The sequence below is a fragment of the Longispora urticae genome, from assembly GCF_053902585.1.
Window position 1 is genome coordinate 34,995 of sequence record NZ_JAQZSH010000018.1, and the last position, 17,557, is coordinate 52,551.

A 17,557-nucleotide genomic window follows, 5' to 3' on the forward strand; every position below is an offset into this window, starting at 1 on the left:
CTCGGGCCGTGGCACGGTATGTTCGCGCCATGGCCCGAGTGTTGATCGTCGAGGACGCGCCCCAGATCCGCCTCGCTCTCGCCAAGGCCCTGACCGCGGCCGGCCACACCGTCCGCGCGTACGGCGGCGGGACCGAGGCGCTGCCCCAGGTCGTGTCGTGGCCCGCCGACCTGGTCGTCCTCGACCTGGGCCTGCCCGACATCGACGGCGAGGCCGTACTCGGCATGATCCGGGGCGTCTCCCGGGTGCCGGTCGTCGTCGCCACCGCCCGCGACACCGACGTGGAGGTCGTCCGCCTGCTGCGCGCCGGGGCCGACGACTACCTGATCAAGCCCTTCTCCGCCGAGCAGCTCGGGGCCCGGATAGAGGCGGTGCTCCGCCGTTCAGGGGCCACCACCGAGGACGTGCTCACGGTCGGCGGGCTGCGGGTGTCGCGGGCCACCCGGCAGGCCACCCTCGACGGGGTACCGCTGAAACTGACCCGGATGGAGTTCGACCTGCTGGCGTACCTGGCCGAGCGGCAGGGGCGGGTGATCAGCCGGCAGGAGCTCCTCAACGACGTGTGGCGGCAGCCGTTCGCCGGCGGCGGGGAGACCGTGGACGTGCACGTGTCCTGGCTGCGCCGCAAGCTGGGCGAGACGGCGTCGCAGCCCCGGTACCTGCACACGGTGCGCGGCGTCGGCTTCCGGCTCGCGGCCCCCTGACCCGACCGGGACAAGGCGAGTGGAACTGGTCACTGGACTGACCGGTACCCGATGAAGTGTTGTGTTTTGCGGACCTGCCCCTCGGGGTGACGGGGTCGCGGGCGGTGGGGGCCCGCTGGTTGGATTCGGGCCATGACGGGGATGAACGCACGGTTGACACGGCTCCTGCCACCCAGCGGACTGGCACGCACCCTCGCGTTCCAGTCCGCCCTGATCGCCGTGGGCAGCGGCACCTTCCTCACCGGCAGCGTCGTGTTCTTCACCCACATGGTGGGACTGTCACCGGTGCAGATCGGCATCGGGTTCTCGCTGGTCGGACTCGTCGGCCTGGTCGGCTCCCTGCCCCTCGGGCACCTGGCCGACCGGCTCGGCGGGAAGCGGGCCTGGGTGATCGGGGCCGTGGTCGAGGCACTGTGCTTCGCCTGCTACCCGCTCGCCCGGGGCTTCTGGGCGTTCCTCGCGGTCCTCGTCGCCACCTCCGTGGCCGAGTCGCTCGCGGGCGCCGGCCGGCACGTGTACGTCGCCGCCGCGCTGCCCGCCGAGAGCCGGGTGCGGTCCATGGCGTTCATGCGCGCGTACCTCAACATCGGCTTCACGATCGGGGCCGGCGTCGGCGCCGTCGCCCTCGCGTTCGACACCGACGGCGCCCTGGTGGCGATGGTCCTGGTCAACGCGGTCGGCCTCCTCGCCAACGCCCTCGTCGTATCCCGGATGCCGGACGTGGTCGTGGCCCGCACCTCCCGGGCCCGCGCCCACCCGCTCGGCGTCCTGCGCGACCGGCCGTACCTCGCCCTGTCCACCGTCCTCGCCGTGATCTGGTGGAGCGGCCTGATCTTCAACGAGATCATGCCACTGTGGGCGATCACGCACACCGACGTGCCCAAACCCGCCCTGGGCGCCCTGTTCGCGTTCAACACCGTCCTGGCGGTACTGCTCCAGGTCCGTGCGACCCGCAGCGCCGACACGGTCGCCGGCTCCACCCGCCTCCTGCGGTGGGCCGCCCTGGCCACGGCGGTCGCCTGCCCCGTCCTCGCGCTCAGCGGGCGCACCCACGGCTGGGTCACCGTCGCCGTCCTGGCCCTCGCGGTCGCGCTGATCACCGCCACCGAGCTGTGGGGCTCGGCGGCGCAGTGGCTGTTCACCACGGAGATCCCGCCGGCCGACCAGCGCGGCGCGTACGGGGGCGCGCAGAAGACCGTCGGCAGCGTGGGGCGGATGGTCGGGCCCGTGGCGCTGACGTTCCTGGCGATCCAGACGGGTGGCTGGGGCTGGTGGGTACTCGCCGGGGTGTTCGTCGCGACCGCCCTGGCCACCGGGCCGGTGCTGGCGTGGGTCGTCCGCACGCCCCGCAACGGGCACGTCCCGGCCGCGCCGGCGCCCGTCGGCGGCTGACCGTCGGGGGTGGCCGGTGGCGGCGCCCACCCGGCCTCCCCCAGCCGGGACATTCATGGCCGTCTGTGGCTTTTACGGGACAGTACACTCCCGGGCGTGAACGGATTCCGGCTGAGCGTCGACTACGGCACCTCCCACACCGTCGCGGTGCTGCGCTGGCCCGACGGCCGGACCCGGACGCTGCTGTTCGACTCGTCGCCGCTGCTGCTGTCGGCGGTGTTCGCGGCCCCCGACGGCCGGCTGGTCACCGGGCGCGACGCGGAGCGCGCGGCCCGCGCCGACCCGGCCCGGTACGAGCCCAACCCGAAGCGCCGGGTCACCGACGGCTCGGTACTGCTGGGCGACCGTTCCGTCCCGGTCACCGACCTGATCGCGGCGACCCTGCGCGCCGTCGCCGAGGAGGCCACCCGGGTGGCCGGCGAACTCCCCGGCGACGTGGTGCTCACCTACCCGGCCGGGTGGGCGGCGTTCCGGCGCACCGTCCTGGTCACCGCCGCGGAGGCGGCCGGCCTGCCGCGCCCCCGGCTCGTGCCGGAGCCGGTCGCCGCCGCCGCGTACTTCGCGACCGTTCTCGGCCACCGGGTCGGCCCCGGCCAGGTCGTCGTCGTGTACGACCTCGGCGGCGGCACCCTGGACGTCAGCGCGGTCCGCCGCACCCCGGACGGGTACGAGGTCGCCGCCGTGGAGGGCATGCCGGACTTCGGCGGGCTCGACCTCGACGCCGTCGTGGTGGACCTGCTGGCCGGCCACGTCGACCCGGTCGCCTGGTCGGGTCTCACCCGGCCCGCCACGATGGCGGACAGGCGGGCGTTCCGGGCGCTGTGGGACGACGCGCGTGCCGCGAAGGAGACACTGTCGCGGCAGGCCAACGCGTCGGTCCTGCTGCCGTCCGTCGGCCGTGACCTCCAGGTCGGGCGGGAGGAGTTCGAGGCCGCGGCCCGGGGCGCGCTGACCCGGTCGGCGGAGCTGGCCGCGACGGTGGTCCGGGCGCACGGCGGCGGCGACCGGCTCGCGGGCCTGTTCCTCGTCGGCGGCTCGACCCGGACGCCGCTCGTCGCGACCGTGCTGCACCAGGTGACCGGGGTCGCGCCGACGGCCCTGGAGCAGCCGGAACTCGTCGTGGCCGAGGGGGCGCTGCACGCGGTGGGGGCCGGGTGGCAGGAGCAGGCGGCGCCGTCCCCGGTCTGGAGCGACGGGACGCGGGTGGACGGGAGCGCCGGGCCGGCCCACGCGGTGGTGCGGTCCCCCGTCGCGGATCCCGGCGTTCCTGCTCGGGCCGGGTCTCCGCGTGTGGTGGCCCCGGCCTCGCCGCCCGCGCCGGGCCGCGCGCCCTCGAAGACGGCTCAGGAGGTGTCGGAGTCGGCCTTCTCCCCGGAGACGGCCCCGGAGTCCGCCCCGGTGAAGACGCGCGGCCCGTCGGTCGCCCCCAGGAGGCGAGGCAAGGCCCGCGCGGTCGCCGGTACCCTCCTCGTGGTGTCGCTCGTCGTCGGCGGCGTCTACTGGGCGTTCCCCGACCGGGCGAGGTCCCTGGTCGGGATCGGGCCGACCACCTCCGCGAGTCCCCAGCCCGGCAGGGTCGGCAAGAGCCCCGCCGGCCCGACCTACGACCACAGGGTCAACCTGTGCACGGGGATGGACTTCGCCCCGGTCCGCGCGCTCGCCAGCCTGATGGTCAGTGGGCCGATCCCGAGCGACCCCAGGGACATGGGCAGCGCCGCGATGACCACCTGCACGGCCACCCTGATGGTCCCTGGGACGACCTCGGTCCTGGTCGTCGGGATCAACGCGACGGTGTTCCCCAACCAGGAGAGCGCGCGGAGCACCTACGTGACCGCCACGTCCGGCGGGGACGCCACGGACGCCGGCCCCGTGCCGGACGTCGGCGTCGAGGCGGCCTACGTGTACCGGCCCGAACCGGGTCGCAGTTCCCAGTACACCCTCGCGGCGGTGCACGGGAACCTGTGCCTGCGGATCACCCTCACCAACGCGGGTACGGCCGAACCGCGGCCGCGCGCCGAGTTCGACGGACCGGCCAGTCAGCTCGCCCGGCAGGCGCTCACCCTGCTCCCGAAGAAGTAGGGCCGGCGGGCCCGCGCGAGGGGCCGGTCCCTAGCGGTGCCGGCCCCGGCGGAGCAGGCGGTCCCAGGCACTGCGGTAGCCCACGTCGCCCGGCCGGGACCGGCGCGGCAGCGGGACCAGGCCGAGCGACAGCCCCACCTGCGCGCCGCCGAGCGGACCGACGCCGATCGTGAGCTCCCCGCCCGTGGACCGGGCGACCCGGCGCGCGATGTCCAGGCCCAGCCCGGTCGAGGAGCCCCCGCTGGTGCCGCGTTCGACGGCCGCCTCCGCGTCGGGGATGCCGGGGCCGGCGTCGGCGACGAGTACCAGGATGCGGGGTCCGTCCGAGGCCACGGAGATCTTGCAGGCCGTGCCCTCCGGGGTGTGCTGGAAGACGTTGCCGATCACGGTGTCCAGCGCGTCGGCGAGGTCGTCGGCCCCGATCGCCACGGTCAGCGGCCCGTCGACGGGCGCGATGTCCCAGGGGCGGCCCTGGTCCTCGGCGAGCGGGGTCCAGAAGGCGACCCGGGCGGTCAGCACCGCCGCGAGGTCGCAGCGCAGGTGCGCGGTCGGGTACGGCCGCCGGGCCTGCTGGATCACCGCGCTGACCTCGCGTTCCAGGTCCGCCGTGGCCGCCTGTAGCCGGGACTTGTCCTCGCCCGCCGGCAGGGTCTCGGTGTTGAGCCGCACGGCCGTCAGCGGGGTCCGCAACCGGTGCGACAGGTCGGCGGCGAACTCGCGCTCGGCCACGAGCCGCGCCTCGAACGCCTCCGCGAGGGTGTTGAACGCGCCCGCGAGCGCGCCGATCTCCGCCGGCCCGGTCGGGTCGGCGCGCGCCGTCAGGTCCCCGTCCGACATCCGCCGGGCGGCGGCGGTCAGATCCCTGGTCGCCCGGACGGCGTCCCCGGCCAGCCGGTCGGCGAGCAGCACCGAGCTGCCGACCAGGGCGAGCGCGATCGCGGCGAGGATGAGCCAGGCGGTGCGGACCCCGGAGTCGAGCTCGGCGGCGGGGACGTACGCCTCGACGACCGCGACCCGGCCGTCGGGGTGCGCGACCGGGCGGAGCAGGACCACGCCGCCGGCCACGTCGAGCTGCGCGCCGCGCTTGGACTCCCGGGCCCGGTCGACGGCCTCGGCGGGCGCGTGCACCGGGTTGATGGCCGTCCCGTCGGGCAGGACCACGGCGACGCCCCGGACCCGGGACCGGTGCAGCGCGGACGTCACGACCGGCGGCTCGGCGGTGACGGCGAGGACCGGCGCGATGGACGCGGCCCGGCGTTCGGCGCCCTGCACGGCGCGGTCGTGGGCGGCGATCCGGACCAGGAACGCCAGCGGGAGGGCGAAGGCCAGGGCCACGAGCGAGGTGACCGCGAGCGCCACGAGTACGTAGCTGCGTCTCATGGTCTAGTGCCGCTCATCGGTGACCTCCGCGTACGGGCCGTTCCACCAGTACGCGGAGATCGTCGAGCGGTTCTGCGCGGCGGTGAACCGGACGATCACCCACGCGGGGCTGCGCCGCTCGACCGTGGTGGTGTAGCCCCGGCCGGGCTCGTCGTCGACCATCCACACGTCGCCGGAGGTGTAGGAGATCCGGACGGAGCCGCCGTCGGAGTCGATCCGGTACACCTGACCGGTCTTGTGCGGCACGGGCTGCGTCGAGGGCGCGGGCGGCGTGGGGGTGGCCTTGCGGGGGGTCGGGCTCGGGGTGCGCGACGGTGAGGGCGAGGCGGACGGGGTGGGGGTCGGCACGGTCAGCCGGACGACCTGCTGGGTGGCGACGGGCAGGGTGACGTCGGCGGCGTCGTAGGTGCCCACGGTCCGGTCGAGGGCGCCCTGGATGCCGACCCAGGACAGGGTGACAGCGAGGGCTGTCGTGACGAGCCAGGCCAACGCGTACCGGGAAGTCCGTCGCACGGCAAGATCGTGCCCCATCGGAGCCCAGGTCACAAGCTGATCATCGGGTACCGGGGCGCGGCCGGCCGGACCGTCGGTCGGCGGATCCGGTCGGCCGGTCGGCACCCGCGCGGCTGAGGGGCCCGGCGGGTTTCCGACCGGGCCTGACCGGGGCCGGGCGGGCCCGGGAGCGGCTACGATGCGGCTATGCCGAGCCCTGGTCACAGCGCCGCGGCCTCCCCCGGCGGTTCGGGTGGGCAGCAGGTCCGGTTCTGCCGGGCCCCGGACGGCACCCGGCTGGCGTACGCCGTGCACGGTCAGGGCCCGCCGCTCGTGCTCGCCGCCTGCTGGCTGAGCCATCTCGAACACGACTGGCAGAGCCCCGTCTGGCGGCACTTCCTCGCCGATCTGGGCGCGCTGTGCACCGTCATCCGGTACGACGAACGCGGCTACGGCCTGTCCGACTGGGACATCTCGGACTATTCGCTGGGGGCCCGGGTCGGTGACCTGCGCGCGGTGGTCGACGCGGCCGGGCTGGACCGGTTCGCGCTGGTCGGCATGTCGCAGGGCGGCCCGGCCGCGATCACGTACGCGGTCGACCACCCGGAGCGGGTGACCCGGCTGCTGCTGTACGGCACGGCGGCGGCCACGGTGCGCACGCCCGAGGACAAGGAACTCATCGAGACGTTCGTCAGCATGATCCGGGTCGGCTGGGCCCGGCCGGACTCCGTGTTCCGCCGGGTGTTCACCAACCTGCTCATCCCGGGCGCCACCGAGGAGCAGATGCGCTGGGTCGACGCCCTGCAACGGAAGTCCACGTCCGCGGAGAACGCGGCCCGGCTGCGCGCCGAACGCCAGAACGTCGACGTCACCGGCCTGCTGCCCCTGGTCGACGTGCCGACCCTGGTCCTGCACGCGCGCGGCGACCTGATGGTCCCGTACGACGAGGCCCGACTGATGGCGTCGTCGATCCCGGCCGCCCGCCTGGTACCGCTCGACAGCGACAACCACATCCTGCTGGCCGACGAGCCCGCGTGGCCGGAGTTCCGGGCCGAGGTGGCGCAGTTCGTCGAGCCCGACCGGCGCGCGGCACCGCCGGCCGCCGGGGCACGTTCCCGGGCAGGATCCGGGGCGGCTCCCGGGTTCGGGGCGGACGCGTTGACGGCGCGGGAGGTCGAGATCCTCCGGCTGGCCGCGACCGGGCTGGACAACGCGGGCGTGGCCGGGGAGCTCCGGCTGAGCGTGCGGACCGTCGAGCGGCACCTGTCCAACGCGTACCTCAAACTCGGGGTCAGCGGCCGGGCGGCCCGGACCGCCGCCGTCGCCGACCTGGTCCGCCGCGGCCTCGCGTAGCCGGCACCGCAAGGCCTCGGGCACGCACCCGTGTTCGGTCGGGCTGCGTGTCAGCCGCCATGCGGGCGTGGGACGGGTCGGGCGGGTTGGGTGCCGGCACGGATCCCGGGCGGCGGCCCGGCTCCTACCGTGAGGAGCAGGTGGTCCCCGGCCCGGGGGCCGACGACGAAGCGGGTGTCGCATGTCAGCCAGCGCGATCGAAACCACCATCCTGCGGTTCGGGGCCGAGCCCGACTCGGCCCGGTCCGCCCCTGCCGTCACGGCCGCCCTGGTCGACGGGCGGGCCCGGCTCTCCGCCGGGGCCTTCACCTGGGACGCGGACCTGCCGCCCGCGCTCGGCGGCGGCAACGCGGCCCCCAGCCCCACGGCCTACCTGCTCGGCGCGCTCGCCGGCTGCGCCGTGGCGTTCCTGCACGACACGCTCGCGCCGCAGCTCGGCCTGAAGCTCGACCGGGTGACCGCCGTCGCCCGGTGCGCCTCCGACGCCCGTGGGCTGCTGGGCATGGCCGACGCCGCCCCGGACCTGGCCGACCTCGCCATCGAGGTGCACGTCGTGTCGTCCGAGCCGGCGGACCGGCTGCGGCGGCTGTTCGACCTGTGGCAGGAGCGGTGCCCGGTCTACCTGGCGCTGCTACGGCCGGCCCCGGTCCGGACGGAGTTCACCGTGGAGACGCCGTGACGCTGCGGGACGTCGTACCCGGATGAGGTTTCAGGGGGTCAGCAGGGTGGTGAAGTCGGGGACCCAGCGGTGCGGGCCCGGGTCGGGGGCCGGGTCGCCCGGGCGGTGCACGCCGACCGTGTGCCAGCCGGCGGCCCGCGCCGCGTCCAGCTCGGCGCGGCTGTCGGAGGCGAAGAGCAACGCGGCCGGACCGGTACCCAGCGCGGCGCTGATCGCCCGGTACGAGGCCACGTCGCCCTTCGGCCCCGTGTTGCGGGTGTCGAACAGCGCGCCGAGCAGGGGCAGCAGGTCGCCCTGGTCGCTGTGCCGGAACCAGTCGGCCTGGGCGAGCGTGGAGCCCGAGGAGTAGATGTGCACCCCGAGCCCGGCGTCGACCCAGGACCGCAGCGCGGGGGGCACGTCCGGGTAGACATGGCCGGTCAGCTCCCCCGCCGCGTACCCGTGTGACCACAGGATGCCCTGCAACCCCTTCAGCGGCGGCGCCTTGACGTCGCGGTCGATCCAGTCCCGGAGGATGTCGAGCACCTCCGCGTCGGTGGCCCCCGGCCGGTCGGCGAGCGCCCGCGCCTCGTCGAACAGCGCCCGGACCTGCGGCGACGGCTCGTGCAGCAGGTCGGGCAGGTGGGCGCGGGAGTACGGGAACAGGTGGTCGTGCACGTGGCGCACCGAACTCGTCGTGCCCTCGATGTCGAGCACGACCGCGGTGATCACGCGGACCCGCCCCGGGTGGCGGCCACCGGTCCCGGACCGGCGGGTGTCGCCGGACCCGCCGCCGTCTCCCGCCCGGTCTCGCCCAGCAGGCCGTCCAGGTACGGGAGCCGGCTCGCGATCGGGTCCCCGGTGAAGTGGCCGACCCAGCCGTCCTCCTTCTGGAAGAACCGGATCGCGCAGAACTCGGGGCGCGCGCCCATGTCGAACCAGTGCGTCGTGCCGGCGGGTACGGACAGCAGGTCGCCGGCGCGGCAGACCACGGCGTACACCCGGTCGCCGACGTGCAGGTAGAAGCAGCCCTGGCCCTCCACGAAGAACCGGACCTCGTCCTCGTCGTGGGTGTGCTCGGCGAGGAACCGGTTGCGGGCCTCCGCGGCGCGCTCCGGCCAGGTCGGGTCGGACTCGTCGGGACGCATCCGGACGACGTCGACCAGGCGGTACCCGCCGTCGGCGGTCAGGCGGGCGACGTCGGCGGCGTACGCGGCGAGGATCTCGGGTTGGCCCGCGTCGGGGGCGAGGGTGGCCGTCGCCGCCCAGCGTTCGAAGCCGATGCCGAGGGCGGCGAGTTCGGCGCTGATCCGGTGCGGGTCGTCGGTCCGGAGCAGGACCCGCGCACCGGTGTGGGGCGCGCCTCCGGGCGAGGTTGCGGGGTCCTGGCCGGAGGGGGCGGAGAGGACGGTCAGCAGGGTCATGTCTGGGCTCCAGGTGCGGTGAGCAGGGTCAGCCGGCAGAGGGCCTCGAGAGATTCGAGGCGGTTGCGGGCGGCGTCGGGGGTGGGGCCCCAGGCCGTCGCGCCGTGGTGGCCGATCAGCAGGACGGGGGCGGTGTCCGGGCCGGCGGCGGCGAGGTGGGCGGCGACGTCCGCGCCGATCCGGGACACGTCGGGCCAGTTGGGGAACACCGGGATCGTGACGGTGGACGGGTCGGGCACGCCGAGGCCCTTGATGATCTCGAAGTCGGCGAAGTGCAGTTCGGTGTGCCCGGAGGCGGCGGCCCGGGCGGCGAGCGCCGTCGCGTGGGGCGGGTGCGCGTGCACGACCGCGCCGCAGCCGGGCACGGTGCGGTACACGGCGGCGTGGATCGCGGTCTCCGCCGAGGGACGGGGGCCGTTCTCCCTGGTCGGGCGGCCGGTACCGGCGTGCACGGTGACGAGGTCGCGGGTGGTCAGGGTGTCCTTGGAACGGCCGCTGGCGGTGATCAGGACGTGGTCGGGGTGGGCGGCGCGGGCGGACAGGTTGCCGGCGGTGCCGTCCATCCAGCCGCGGCGGTGCAGCACCCACGCCAGCCGGACGAGCTCCTCGGCCACATCCTGATCGGACCCGCCCACCGGAGCCGGACCCCGGGCCGGAACCGGGCTGACCGACGGCGTGGACCCCGCCGCCGAGGTGACCCCGGTAGCCGGGCCGGTCCCGGTACCCGGCTCCCCGGTGCCCCGCTGCCGGTCCGGGCCGATCACGAGGCGGCTCTCGGTGACCACGGCGGTGATCAGGTCGGCCGGCGTGACGTCGAACGCCGGGTTGTAGACGGCCGTCCCCTCGGGGGCCGTGCGCCGGCCGGCGTGCCCGGTCACCTCCTCGGCGGCCCGCTCCTCGATCACCATGGCCGACCCGTCCGCGAGGGTCTCGTCCACCGTCGACTCCGGCGCGACGACAAGGAACGGAATGCCGTGCCGGGCGGCGGCGAGCGCGAGCGAATAGGTGCCAATCTTGTTGGCGGTGTCGCCGTTGCGCGCGATCCGGTCGGCCCCGACGAGTACCGCGTCGATCATTCCCCGGGCCATCGCGGACGCCGCCGCGGAATCGACGCAGAGGTAATGAGGAATATTCGCTTCCCGCAGTTCCCAGGTGGTCAGTCGCGCGCCCTGCAACAGGGGCCGGGTCTCGGTGGCCAGCACGGACTCCACCTCGCCGGCGGCGGCCAGTTCGCGGATCGCGCCGAGGGCCGTGCCCCAGCCGGCGGTGGCGAACCGGCCGGTGTTGCAGTGTGTGAGCAGCCGCAACGGACGGCGCGGACAGACCGCCCGGACGATGTCGGCGGCTCGCGCGGCGGCGGCCCGGTTGGTCGCCTCGTCCTCGTCGACCATGGTCAGCGCCTCGGCGAGCACAGCCTCCGGACCGTCGGAGAGCCTGGTCAGGGCACGTTCGACGCCCCAGGCGAGGTTGCGGGCGGTGGGCCGGGCGGCGGCCAGTCGGGCGGCGTCGGCCCGCACCGCCGCGAGGTCCGTGGTGCGGTGCGCGGCGAGGGCGACGCCGAGCGCGCCGGCCAGTCCGATCGCGGGGGCGCCCCGGATCGCGAGCCGTCCGATGGCGTCGATCACCGCGTCGACGGTCGTCAGCCGGAGGATCCGGAGGGCGTCGGGAAGGGCGGTCTGGTCCACGGCGATGATGCCGCCGGCGTCCCAGTCGAGCGATTGTTCCACGAAATTATCCCCTCGGAGAATGAGTCGACAATAGGCGGACGCCCCAAGATCAGACGTGAGTGAACGCCATACCGCAGTTGTATGTCCGCAAATAACAAATCTGTAACGGCGGCAACTCCTTGTTTCGGCGCCGCACGGGACTTAGCCTCGCCTCACTCCTCTCTCCTGAATGGATCATACGGTCGACCCCGGGTCGACACTGACCGCCAGTTGCAAATGATTATCATTTCAGTCTAGTGTCTGGGGCAACCCCGCACCACCTGCCGAAACGGAGCGATGATGGCCCACCTGTTGGTCGTGGAGAGCTGGGTCGGGGCGATGAGCCGGCTCCTGCCCCGCTCGATCGCCGAAGCCGGCCACGAGTTCACGTTCCTGACCCGGAATCTCGACCACTACCTGCGATCCTGGCGGGGTCCCGGCGAGCATCCGCTGCTCGGCGCGAAGTCCGTGCTCACGGCCGAGACCAACGATCCGGCCACCGTCCGGGCCGCCGCCGAGAGGGCACACCGCGACACCCCCTTCGACGGGGTACTGAGCTCCTGCGACTACTACCTGGAGACCGCCGCCACCCTCGCCCGGCACCTCGGGCTCCCCGGGTGCGACCCCGCCGCCGTGCACCGCGCGCACCGCAAGCACGTCGCACGGCGCGTGATGGCGGACGCCGGCCTGCCCACCCCCGGGTACGCGACGGCCGTGACCTGGGAGGACACCGCCCGGGCGGCGGCGGATGTCGGCTACCCGGTGGTACTCAAACCCGTCGACCTGTGCGCGGGCATGTACGTGCGCCGGGCCGACGACGAGGCCGGGCTGCGGGCCGCGTACGAGGCGCTGGCCGGGTTCCCGGTCAACGCGCGGGGCCAGGCGCGCGACGCCACCGTGCTCGTCGAGGAGTTCCTGGTCGGCCCGGAGGTGAGCGTGGAGTCCGTGACCGTTGCCGGGGCCACCACCGTGGTGGGGGTCACGGACAAGGCGATCACCGGGGCGACCTCGTTCGTGGAGGCCGGGCACGCGTTCCCCGCCCCGGTGCCGGCCGCGGACCGGGAGGCCGCCGTCGGGTCGGCGCTGGCCGCGTTGGCGGCGCTCGGGGTGGACCGGGCCGTGGCGCACACCGAGGTGAAGCTGACGGCGCGCGGGCCGTACGTGGTCGAGGTCAACCTGCGGCCCGCCGGCAACTCCATCACCGAACTGGTCCGCCGGGTGACGGGGGTCGACCTGCCGGGCGCGTACCTGGATGTGGTTCTCGGGTTCGATCCCGATCTGACGGTGCGCGACACCGGGGTGGGCGGGGCCGCGATCGCGTTCCTGGTGCCGTCCCGGACGGGCCGGGTGCGCGCGGTGACCGGCGCGGACCGGCCCGCCGACGCGGACGTGGTCGAGTGGCAGATCGATGTCGCCGCCGGCCAGGACCTGGTGGCCACGGACGACAACAACGGGTACGCCGGGCGGGTGATGACCGTCTCCGGCACCCCGGAGGCGGCCGCCGCCCGGGCCGCCGCGCTGGTCGGATGTATCGGGATCGACTATGCGTAGCGTCGACGAGCTCCTCGACCGGACCCTCGCGGCCCCCGGCGACGGCCTCGACACCCCCGTCACCGTCGCCTTCAGCACCCGCCAGGGCGCCCACCACCCCGGCCGCCAGACCGGCTACCGCAACGAGGTGGTCTGCGTCCGGGTCGGCTCGGCCGTCGGCGCGTGCTCCGTCGAACCGGGCGAGCTGCGCGAGGAGGAGGTGTTCGCCGCCCTCGGCCGTCCGGTCCGCGCGCTCCTGGAGCACCCGTCGCGCGCGGTGCGGGTCGCCACCCTCGACGCGTACCTGATGGACCGCAGGCCCTTCGGCACCGACCCGGACGCGGTGGCCCGCACGCTGCCCGCCGGGGACTCGCTGGCCAAGTCCACGGCCCGGGCCCGCGCGGTCGTGGACCTGCTGCCGGCGGACCTCGGCGGGCCGGTCGCCGTGATCGGCGTCGTCAACTCGCTGCTGCACGCGCTGCGGGACAAGGGACTGGCCTACCTGCCCTGCGACCTCAAGGGCGGCGTGACCGAGTGGGACGAGCCGGTGCTCACCGCCGCCCCGCTGGACACCGCCGGGGCGCTGCTGGTGTCCGGGATGACGCTCGGCAACGGCACGTTCGAGGGGCTGCTCGACCACGCGCGGGACACCGGCGTCCCGCTCGTCGTGTTCGCCCAGACCGGCAGTGCCGTCGCGCGCGAGTTCCTCGGCTGGGGCGTGACGGCGCTGTCCGCCGAGCCGTACCCGTTCTTCTGGCTCGACGGCGGGCCGACCACCCTGCACCACTACCCCTCGAAGGGAAGCTCGTGAACCACCGCGCCGACTGTCTCGCCGACCTGGTCGGCAACACCCCCGTGCTGCGGGTGACGACGCCGTTGCCCCGACCGCACCCGGGTTTCTTCGCCAAGCTGGAGTACCTCGGGGCGGGCGGCATGAAGGCCCGGCCCGCGTTGAGCATGCTCCGCGAGGCGCGCAGGCGCGGGGATCTGCTGCCGGGCGCTCCCGTCGTGGAGTCCACCAGCGGCACCCTCGGGGTCGGCCTGGCCCTGGCGGGGGCGGCGCTGGGCCACCCGGTGGTGCTGGTCGTCGACAACGAGCTGGAACCGGTGATGCGGACCATGCTCCGCGCGCACGGGGCCCGACTGGAGGTCGTCACCGAGCCGCACCCGACCGGGGGCTGGCAGGAGGCGCGCCGGGACCGGCTGGTCGCGCTGTGCCGGGAGCTGCCGGGGGCGTTCTGGCCCGACCAGTACCGCAACCCCGACAATCCCGCCGGGTACGCGACCCTGGCCGACGAACTGGCCGCGCAGGTCCCGCCCGTGGACGTGCTGGTGTGCAGCGTGGGCACCGGTGGGCACAGTGCCGGGATCGCCCGCGCCCTGCGCCGCCGGTGGCCGGGGCTGCGCCTGGTCGGGGTGGACACGATCGGCTCGACCATCTTCGGGCAGCCGGCCCGGCCCCGGTTGATGCGCGGGCTGGGCAGCAGCGTGTACCCGCGCAACGTGGCCTACGCCGAGTTCGACGAGGTGCACTGGATCGCGCCCGCCGAGGCCGTGGACACCTGCCGGCGGCTGGCCCGGCACGCGTTCGTGTCCGGGGGCTGGAGCACGGGGGCGGTGGCCCGGGTGGCCGCCTGGGTCGCGGCGGCCGGACCCGGGCAGCAGGTGGTGGCCGTGTTCCCGGACGGCCCGCTGCGGTACTGGCAGACCATCTTCGACGACGACTACTGCGCCCGGCACGGCCTCCTCGACGCGCTGCCGGCCACGGCCCCCGTGGAACTGGACTCCGCCGACGGCACCGAGATCGACCGCTGGACCCGATGTCAGGCCGTCCGCGACCCCCTGTCCCTGCCGAGCGGATTGTCGGCATGAAGGTCACCTGGACCGCCCGGACCCTGCGGCTGCGGACCCCGTTCCGGATCTCCCGGGGTGTGACCACGGAACGCGGGGCCGTCGAGGTCGCGATCGAACACGACGGGATCGCCGGGTACGGCGAGGTCGTGACCAGCAACTACTACCGGCTCGACGTGGCCGGGATCGGCACGGTCCTCGAAGGACTGAGCCCGGCGGTCACCGCGTGCCGGTCCGAGGCGGAACTGCGGGCGCTGCTGCCGGAGCTGCGCGCGGCGTACCCCGACGCGTTGCCGGTGGTCGCCGCCGTGGACGCCGCGACGCACGACCTGCTCGGCAGGGCCGCCGGACGGGCCGTGCACGCGGTGCTGGGGGTGCCGGCGGTCGCGGGGGGCCGGACGGCGTACACCATCGGGCTCGAGAGTCCCTCGGAGGCGGCGGCCCAGGCTTCCGCACTGGTCGGGCGGGGTTTCGGGGTCCTGAAGCTCAAACTGGGCGGACCTGAGGACCTGGCGGTGGTCGCCGCCGTGCGGGCCGCCGCGCCCGACGCGGTCCTGCTGGCCGACCCCAACGGCGGCTGGGACGCCGACACCGCCGCCCGGATGCTCGACGCGCTCGCCGGCCACGGGGTCGACGCCGTCGAACAGCCCGTCAAGCACGGGAATCTGGCGGAACTCGCCCGGGTCGCGGCCCGCTCGCCGATCCCGGTGATCGCCGACGAGGACGCCCGCACCGCCGCCGACGTGCCCCTGCTGGCCGGGGTCGCGCACGGCGTGAACATCAAGCTCGTGGAGTGCGGCGGACTCGACGGGGCCGTGGCGATGGCCCGGGCGGCCCGCGCGCAGGGCGCGCACGTGATGCTCGGCTGCCTGGCGTCCAGCACGCTGTCGGTCGCGCCGGCCGTGCACCTCGCGGCCCTCGCCCGCTGGCTGGACCTCGACGGGCACCTGCTGCTCGCCGAGGACCCGTGGGCCGGGATCGGCGGGGCCGACGGCACCCTGGTCCAGCCCACCGGGCCCGGGCTGGGGGTGCGGCGCCGATGAGGACGCTGTCCTGGCCGCTGCGGGTGCTGCTGGTCAACCAGTTCGGGGTCAACGTCGGCTTCTACCTGCTGGTGCCGTTCCTGGCCGGGTACCTCGACGGGATCGGGCTCGCGGCCACCGCCGTGGGGCTGGTGCTCGGCGTGCGCACCCTGAGCCAGCAGGGCCTGTTCCTGCTCGGCGGCACGCTCGCCGACCGGTGGGGGCCGCGCCCCGTCATCATCCTGGGCTGCGGGCTGCGCACCGTGGGCTTCGGCCTGTTCGCGGTCATGGACAACCTGCCCGGGCTGCTGATCGCTTCCGTCCTCAGTGGCCTGTCGGGCGCGCTGTTCAACCCGGCCGTCCGGGCGTACGTGGCCGTGGAGGCCGGCGAGCGGCGGGCCGAGGCGTTCGCCCGGTTCGCGGTGTTCGCCAACGCGGGCGCGCTGGCCGGTCCGCTGCTCGGCGCCGCCCTGATCGGGGTCGGTTTCCCGGTGGTGGCCGGCGGGGCGGCGGGCATCTTCGTGCTGCTCACGATCGCGCAGGTGTTCGCGCTGCCCGCCCGGCCCGTCGCGCGCCGGACGGAGTCGGTGTGGCGGGACTGGCGCGCCGTGGCCGGGCACCGCACGTTCCTGCTGTTCACGGTGGCCGCGAGCGGGGTGTTCGCGCTGTACACCCAGCTGTATCTGGTGATCCCGCTGGCCGCCGAGCGGGCCACCGGCACACCCCGGGCCGTCGGCGGGGTGTTCCTGCTGGCCACGGTCCTGAGCCTGAGCTTCCAGGTCCGGATCACCGCCTGGTGCCGGCACCGGTGGAGCCCCGGCAGGTCCGTCGCCGTGGGGCTGGCGCTGATGGGTACCGCGTTCCTGCCGCCGCTCGTCGCGCAGCGCGGCCCGGTCGGGATCGGGGCGGTGGTCGTCTCCGTCCTGCTGCTGTCCCTCGGGTTCGCCGTGGCCAACCCGTTCGTCATGGATCTCGTGGCCGGACTCGGGGACCGGGAGCTGCCCGGTACCCACTTCGGCGTGTTCTACCTCGTCTCCGGGCTCACCGCCGCCGGGGCCTCCTCCGGGGCCGGCGCGCTGTGGGAGTCCGGCTGGGCGTGGCCCCCGTTGGCCGCTCTGGGCCTCGGGTGCGCACTCGCCGTCGCCCGCCTCGATCTCCGGGGCGCGCTGGTTCCATCCGTTGTAGGGAGTACCCGTTGAACCTGTTGACCGACAATCCGGCCCTCTACGAGGTCGCGTTCCCCGACCCCGAGCACACGGCGGCGCGGTTCGTCGACGGCGTCGTCCGCCGGTTCGGCAGCCCCGGCCGCCGGCTGCTGGACCTGGGCTGCGGCACCGGGCGCGACGCCGGGCACCTGGCCACGCTCGGCTACACCGCCGTCGGGTTGGAGACCTCGCCGCAGATGCTCGACCACGCCCGGGCCACGTACCCGGACGTGGAGTTCGTCCCGGGGCGGATCGAGTCCTTCGACCTGGGCGCGACGTTCGACGTGATCACGTGCATGGACAGCTCGCTGCTGTACTGCCACACGAACGACGACCTGGCCCGGGCGTTCGCCGCCTGCCACGCGCACCTGTCCCCCGGCGGCCTGTTCGTCGCCGAGATGCGCAACGGCGCGTTCTTCCTCGGCAACGACGAGACGCTGACCCGGGTGCACGAACGCACCGTCAACGACCTGCACGCCACCACCCGGCTCAGCATCGACCACGGCGCCCAGCTGCTGCGCCGCGAACGGATCTGGCGGGCCGAGGGCGAACCCGACGTCGTCCAGCACTCCGCGTGGCGGCTGCTGTTCCCCCAGGAACTCCGCTACCTCCTCACCGTCGCCGGCTTCGAGGTCCTCGCCTGCTTCGACGGCCCCGGTCCGCGCGCCGAGGAGCCGTGGACCGACGGCGCACCCCTGAGTACCGCCCTGTCCGGCGACCGGCTGCACGTCGTCGCCCGCGCCCACCGAAAGGCCTCCTGA

The 17,557-nt window shown here is 74.8% G+C and carries 16 protein-coding genes; 11 read left to right on the forward strand and 5 right to left on the reverse strand.

Annotation, left to right across the window (positions count from 1 at the left end):
• Positions 1 to 29 precede the first annotated feature (29 nt).
• From PT931_RS08550 to PT931_RS08560, 3 genes are all read left to right on the forward strand, one after another.
• Positions 30 to 704 (forward strand): response regulator transcription factor, encoded by a 675-nt coding sequence (locus PT931_RS08550; protein ID WP_456245144.1) that lies wholly within the window; start codon positions 30 to 32, stop codon positions 702 to 704.
• Positions 705 to 857: 153 nt separating this feature from the next.
• Positions 858 to 2,096 (forward strand): MFS transporter, encoded by a 1,239-nt coding sequence (locus tag PT931_RS08555; RefSeq protein ID WP_456245145.1) that lies wholly within the window; start codon positions 858 to 860, stop codon positions 2,094 to 2,096.
• Positions 2,097 to 2,192: 96 nt separating this feature from the next.
• A complete protein-coding gene (locus tag PT931_RS08560) occupies positions 2,193 to 4,175 on the forward strand; it encodes an Hsp70 family protein (protein ID WP_456245146.1) in 1,983 nt (660 codons plus the stop codon).
• Positions 4,176 to 4,205: 30 nt separating this feature from the next.
• Here the strand turns inward: PT931_RS08560 and PT931_RS08565 are convergent, their stop codons facing one another.
• Together PT931_RS08565 and PT931_RS08570 are read right to left on the reverse strand one after the other, a co-directional pair.
• Positions 4,206 to 5,555, reverse strand: a complete 1,350-nt coding sequence (locus PT931_RS08565; protein ID WP_456245147.1) for a HAMP domain-containing protein — start codon at positions 5,553 to 5,555, stop codon at positions 4,206 to 4,208.
• A gap of 3 nt (positions 5,556 to 5,558) precedes the next feature.
• Complete coding sequence (locus tag PT931_RS08570; RefSeq protein WP_456245148.1) at positions 5,559 to 6,068, reverse strand: hypothetical protein; 510 nt, start codon at positions 6,066 to 6,068, stop codon at positions 5,559 to 5,561.
• 186 nt (positions 6,069 to 6,254) lie between these two features.
• Here PT931_RS08570 and PT931_RS08575 point away from each other — a divergent pair, with 186 nt between their 5' ends.
• A complete protein-coding gene (locus PT931_RS08575) occupies positions 6,255 to 7,400 on the forward strand; it encodes an alpha/beta fold hydrolase (RefSeq protein WP_456245149.1) in 1,146 nt (381 codons plus the stop codon).
• A 181-nt stretch (positions 7,401 to 7,581) separates the two neighbouring features.
• Positions 7,582 to 8,079, forward strand: coding sequence for an OsmC family protein (locus PT931_RS08580; RefSeq protein WP_456245150.1), 498 nt, complete (start codon positions 7,582 to 7,584; stop codon positions 8,077 to 8,079).
• A 30-nt stretch (positions 8,080 to 8,109) separates the two neighbouring features.
• On the opposite strand, the gene mtnC is transcribed toward PT931_RS08580, so the two are convergent.
• Genes mtnC through mtnA form a run of 3 tightly spaced genes read right to left on the reverse strand, consistent with a single transcriptional unit; the run spans position 8,110 to position 11,209 of the window.
• Positions 8,110 to 8,790 carry an acireductone synthase gene (gene mtnC, locus PT931_RS08585; protein WP_456245151.1) on the reverse strand — a complete coding sequence of 227 codons (681 nt, stop codon included), beginning with the start codon at positions 8,788 to 8,790 and terminating at the stop codon, positions 8,110 to 8,112.
• Entirely contained in the window at positions 8,787 to 9,482 is a 696-nt protein-coding gene (locus PT931_RS08590) for a 1,2-dihydroxy-3-keto-5-methylthiopentene dioxygenase (protein ID WP_456245152.1), read from the reverse strand. The genes mtnC and PT931_RS08590 overlap by 4 nt, the downstream gene beginning before the upstream one ends.
• Entirely contained in the window at positions 9,479 to 11,209 is a 1,731-nt protein-coding gene (gene mtnA, locus PT931_RS08595; protein ID WP_456245153.1) for an S-methyl-5-thioribose-1-phosphate isomerase, read from the reverse strand. The genes PT931_RS08590 and mtnA overlap by 4 nt, the downstream gene beginning before the upstream one ends.
• 279 nt (positions 11,210 to 11,488) lie before the next feature.
• Here mtnA and PT931_RS08600 point away from each other — a divergent pair, with 279 nt between their 5' ends.
• Genes PT931_RS08600 through PT931_RS08625 form a run of 6 tightly spaced genes read left to right on the forward strand, consistent with a single transcriptional unit; the run spans position 11,489 to position 17,557 of the window.
• On the forward strand, positions 11,489 to 12,739 hold the full coding sequence (locus PT931_RS08600) for an ATP-grasp domain-containing protein (RefSeq protein ID WP_456245154.1): 1,251 nt from the start codon (positions 11,489 to 11,491) through the stop codon (positions 12,737 to 12,739).
• Positions 12,732 to 13,529 carry a hypothetical protein gene (locus tag PT931_RS08605; RefSeq protein ID WP_456245155.1) on the forward strand — a complete coding sequence of 266 codons (798 nt, stop codon included), beginning with the start codon at positions 12,732 to 12,734 and terminating at the stop codon, positions 13,527 to 13,529. The genes PT931_RS08600 and PT931_RS08605 overlap by 8 nt, the downstream gene beginning before the upstream one ends.
• Positions 13,526 to 14,590 carry a PLP-dependent cysteine synthase family protein gene (locus PT931_RS08610; protein ID WP_456245156.1) on the forward strand — a complete coding sequence of 355 codons (1,065 nt, stop codon included), beginning with the start codon at positions 13,526 to 13,528 and terminating at the stop codon, positions 14,588 to 14,590. Before PT931_RS08605 ends, PT931_RS08610 begins: the two co-directional genes overlap by 4 nt.
• Positions 14,587 to 15,612: an enolase C-terminal domain-like protein gene (locus PT931_RS08615; RefSeq protein WP_456245157.1), complete on the forward strand. Its 1,026-nt coding sequence runs from the start codon at positions 14,587 to 14,589 to the stop codon at positions 15,610 to 15,612. Before PT931_RS08610 ends, PT931_RS08615 begins: the two co-directional genes overlap by 4 nt.
• Entirely contained in the window at positions 15,609 to 16,790 is a 1,182-nt protein-coding gene (locus tag PT931_RS08620; RefSeq protein ID WP_456245158.1) for an MFS transporter, read from the forward strand. Before PT931_RS08615 ends, PT931_RS08620 begins: the two co-directional genes overlap by 4 nt.
• The gene (locus PT931_RS08625) at positions 16,787 to 17,557 is read left to right on the forward strand and encodes a class I SAM-dependent methyltransferase (RefSeq protein WP_456245159.1); all 771 of its coding nucleotides are present in this window, start codon (positions 16,787 to 16,789) and stop codon (positions 17,555 to 17,557) included. The genes PT931_RS08620 and PT931_RS08625 overlap by 4 nt, the downstream gene beginning before the upstream one ends.

Coding starts and splice junctions, on each gene's coding strand:
- PT931_RS08575 (WP_456245149.1), top strand. CDS start 6,255: ATGCCGAGCCCTGGTCACAGCGCCGCGGCCTCCCCCGGCGGTTCGGGT.
- PT931_RS08565 (WP_456245147.1), bottom strand. CDS start 5,555: ATGAGACGCAGCTACGTACTCGTGGCGCTCGCGGTCACCTCGCTCGTG.
- PT931_RS08605 (WP_456245155.1), top strand. CDS start 12,732: ATGCGTAGCGTCGACGAGCTCCTCGACCGGACCCTCGCGGCCCCCGGC.
- PT931_RS08580 (WP_456245150.1), top strand. CDS start 7,582: ATGTCAGCCAGCGCGATCGAAACCACCATCCTGCGGTTCGGGGCCGAG.
- PT931_RS08620 (WP_456245158.1), top strand. CDS start 15,609: ATGAGGACGCTGTCCTGGCCGCTGCGGGTGCTGCTGGTCAACCAGTTC.
- PT931_RS08550 (WP_456245144.1), top strand. CDS start 30: ATGGCCCGAGTGTTGATCGTCGAGGACGCGCCCCAGATCCGCCTCGCT.
- PT931_RS08615 (WP_456245157.1), top strand. CDS start 14,587: ATGAAGGTCACCTGGACCGCCCGGACCCTGCGGCTGCGGACCCCGTTC.
- PT931_RS08590 (WP_456245152.1), bottom strand. CDS start 9,482: ATGACCCTGCTGACCGTCCTCTCCGCCCCCTCCGGCCAGGACCCCGCA.
- PT931_RS08600 (WP_456245154.1), top strand. CDS start 11,489: ATGGCCCACCTGTTGGTCGTGGAGAGCTGGGTCGGGGCGATGAGCCGG.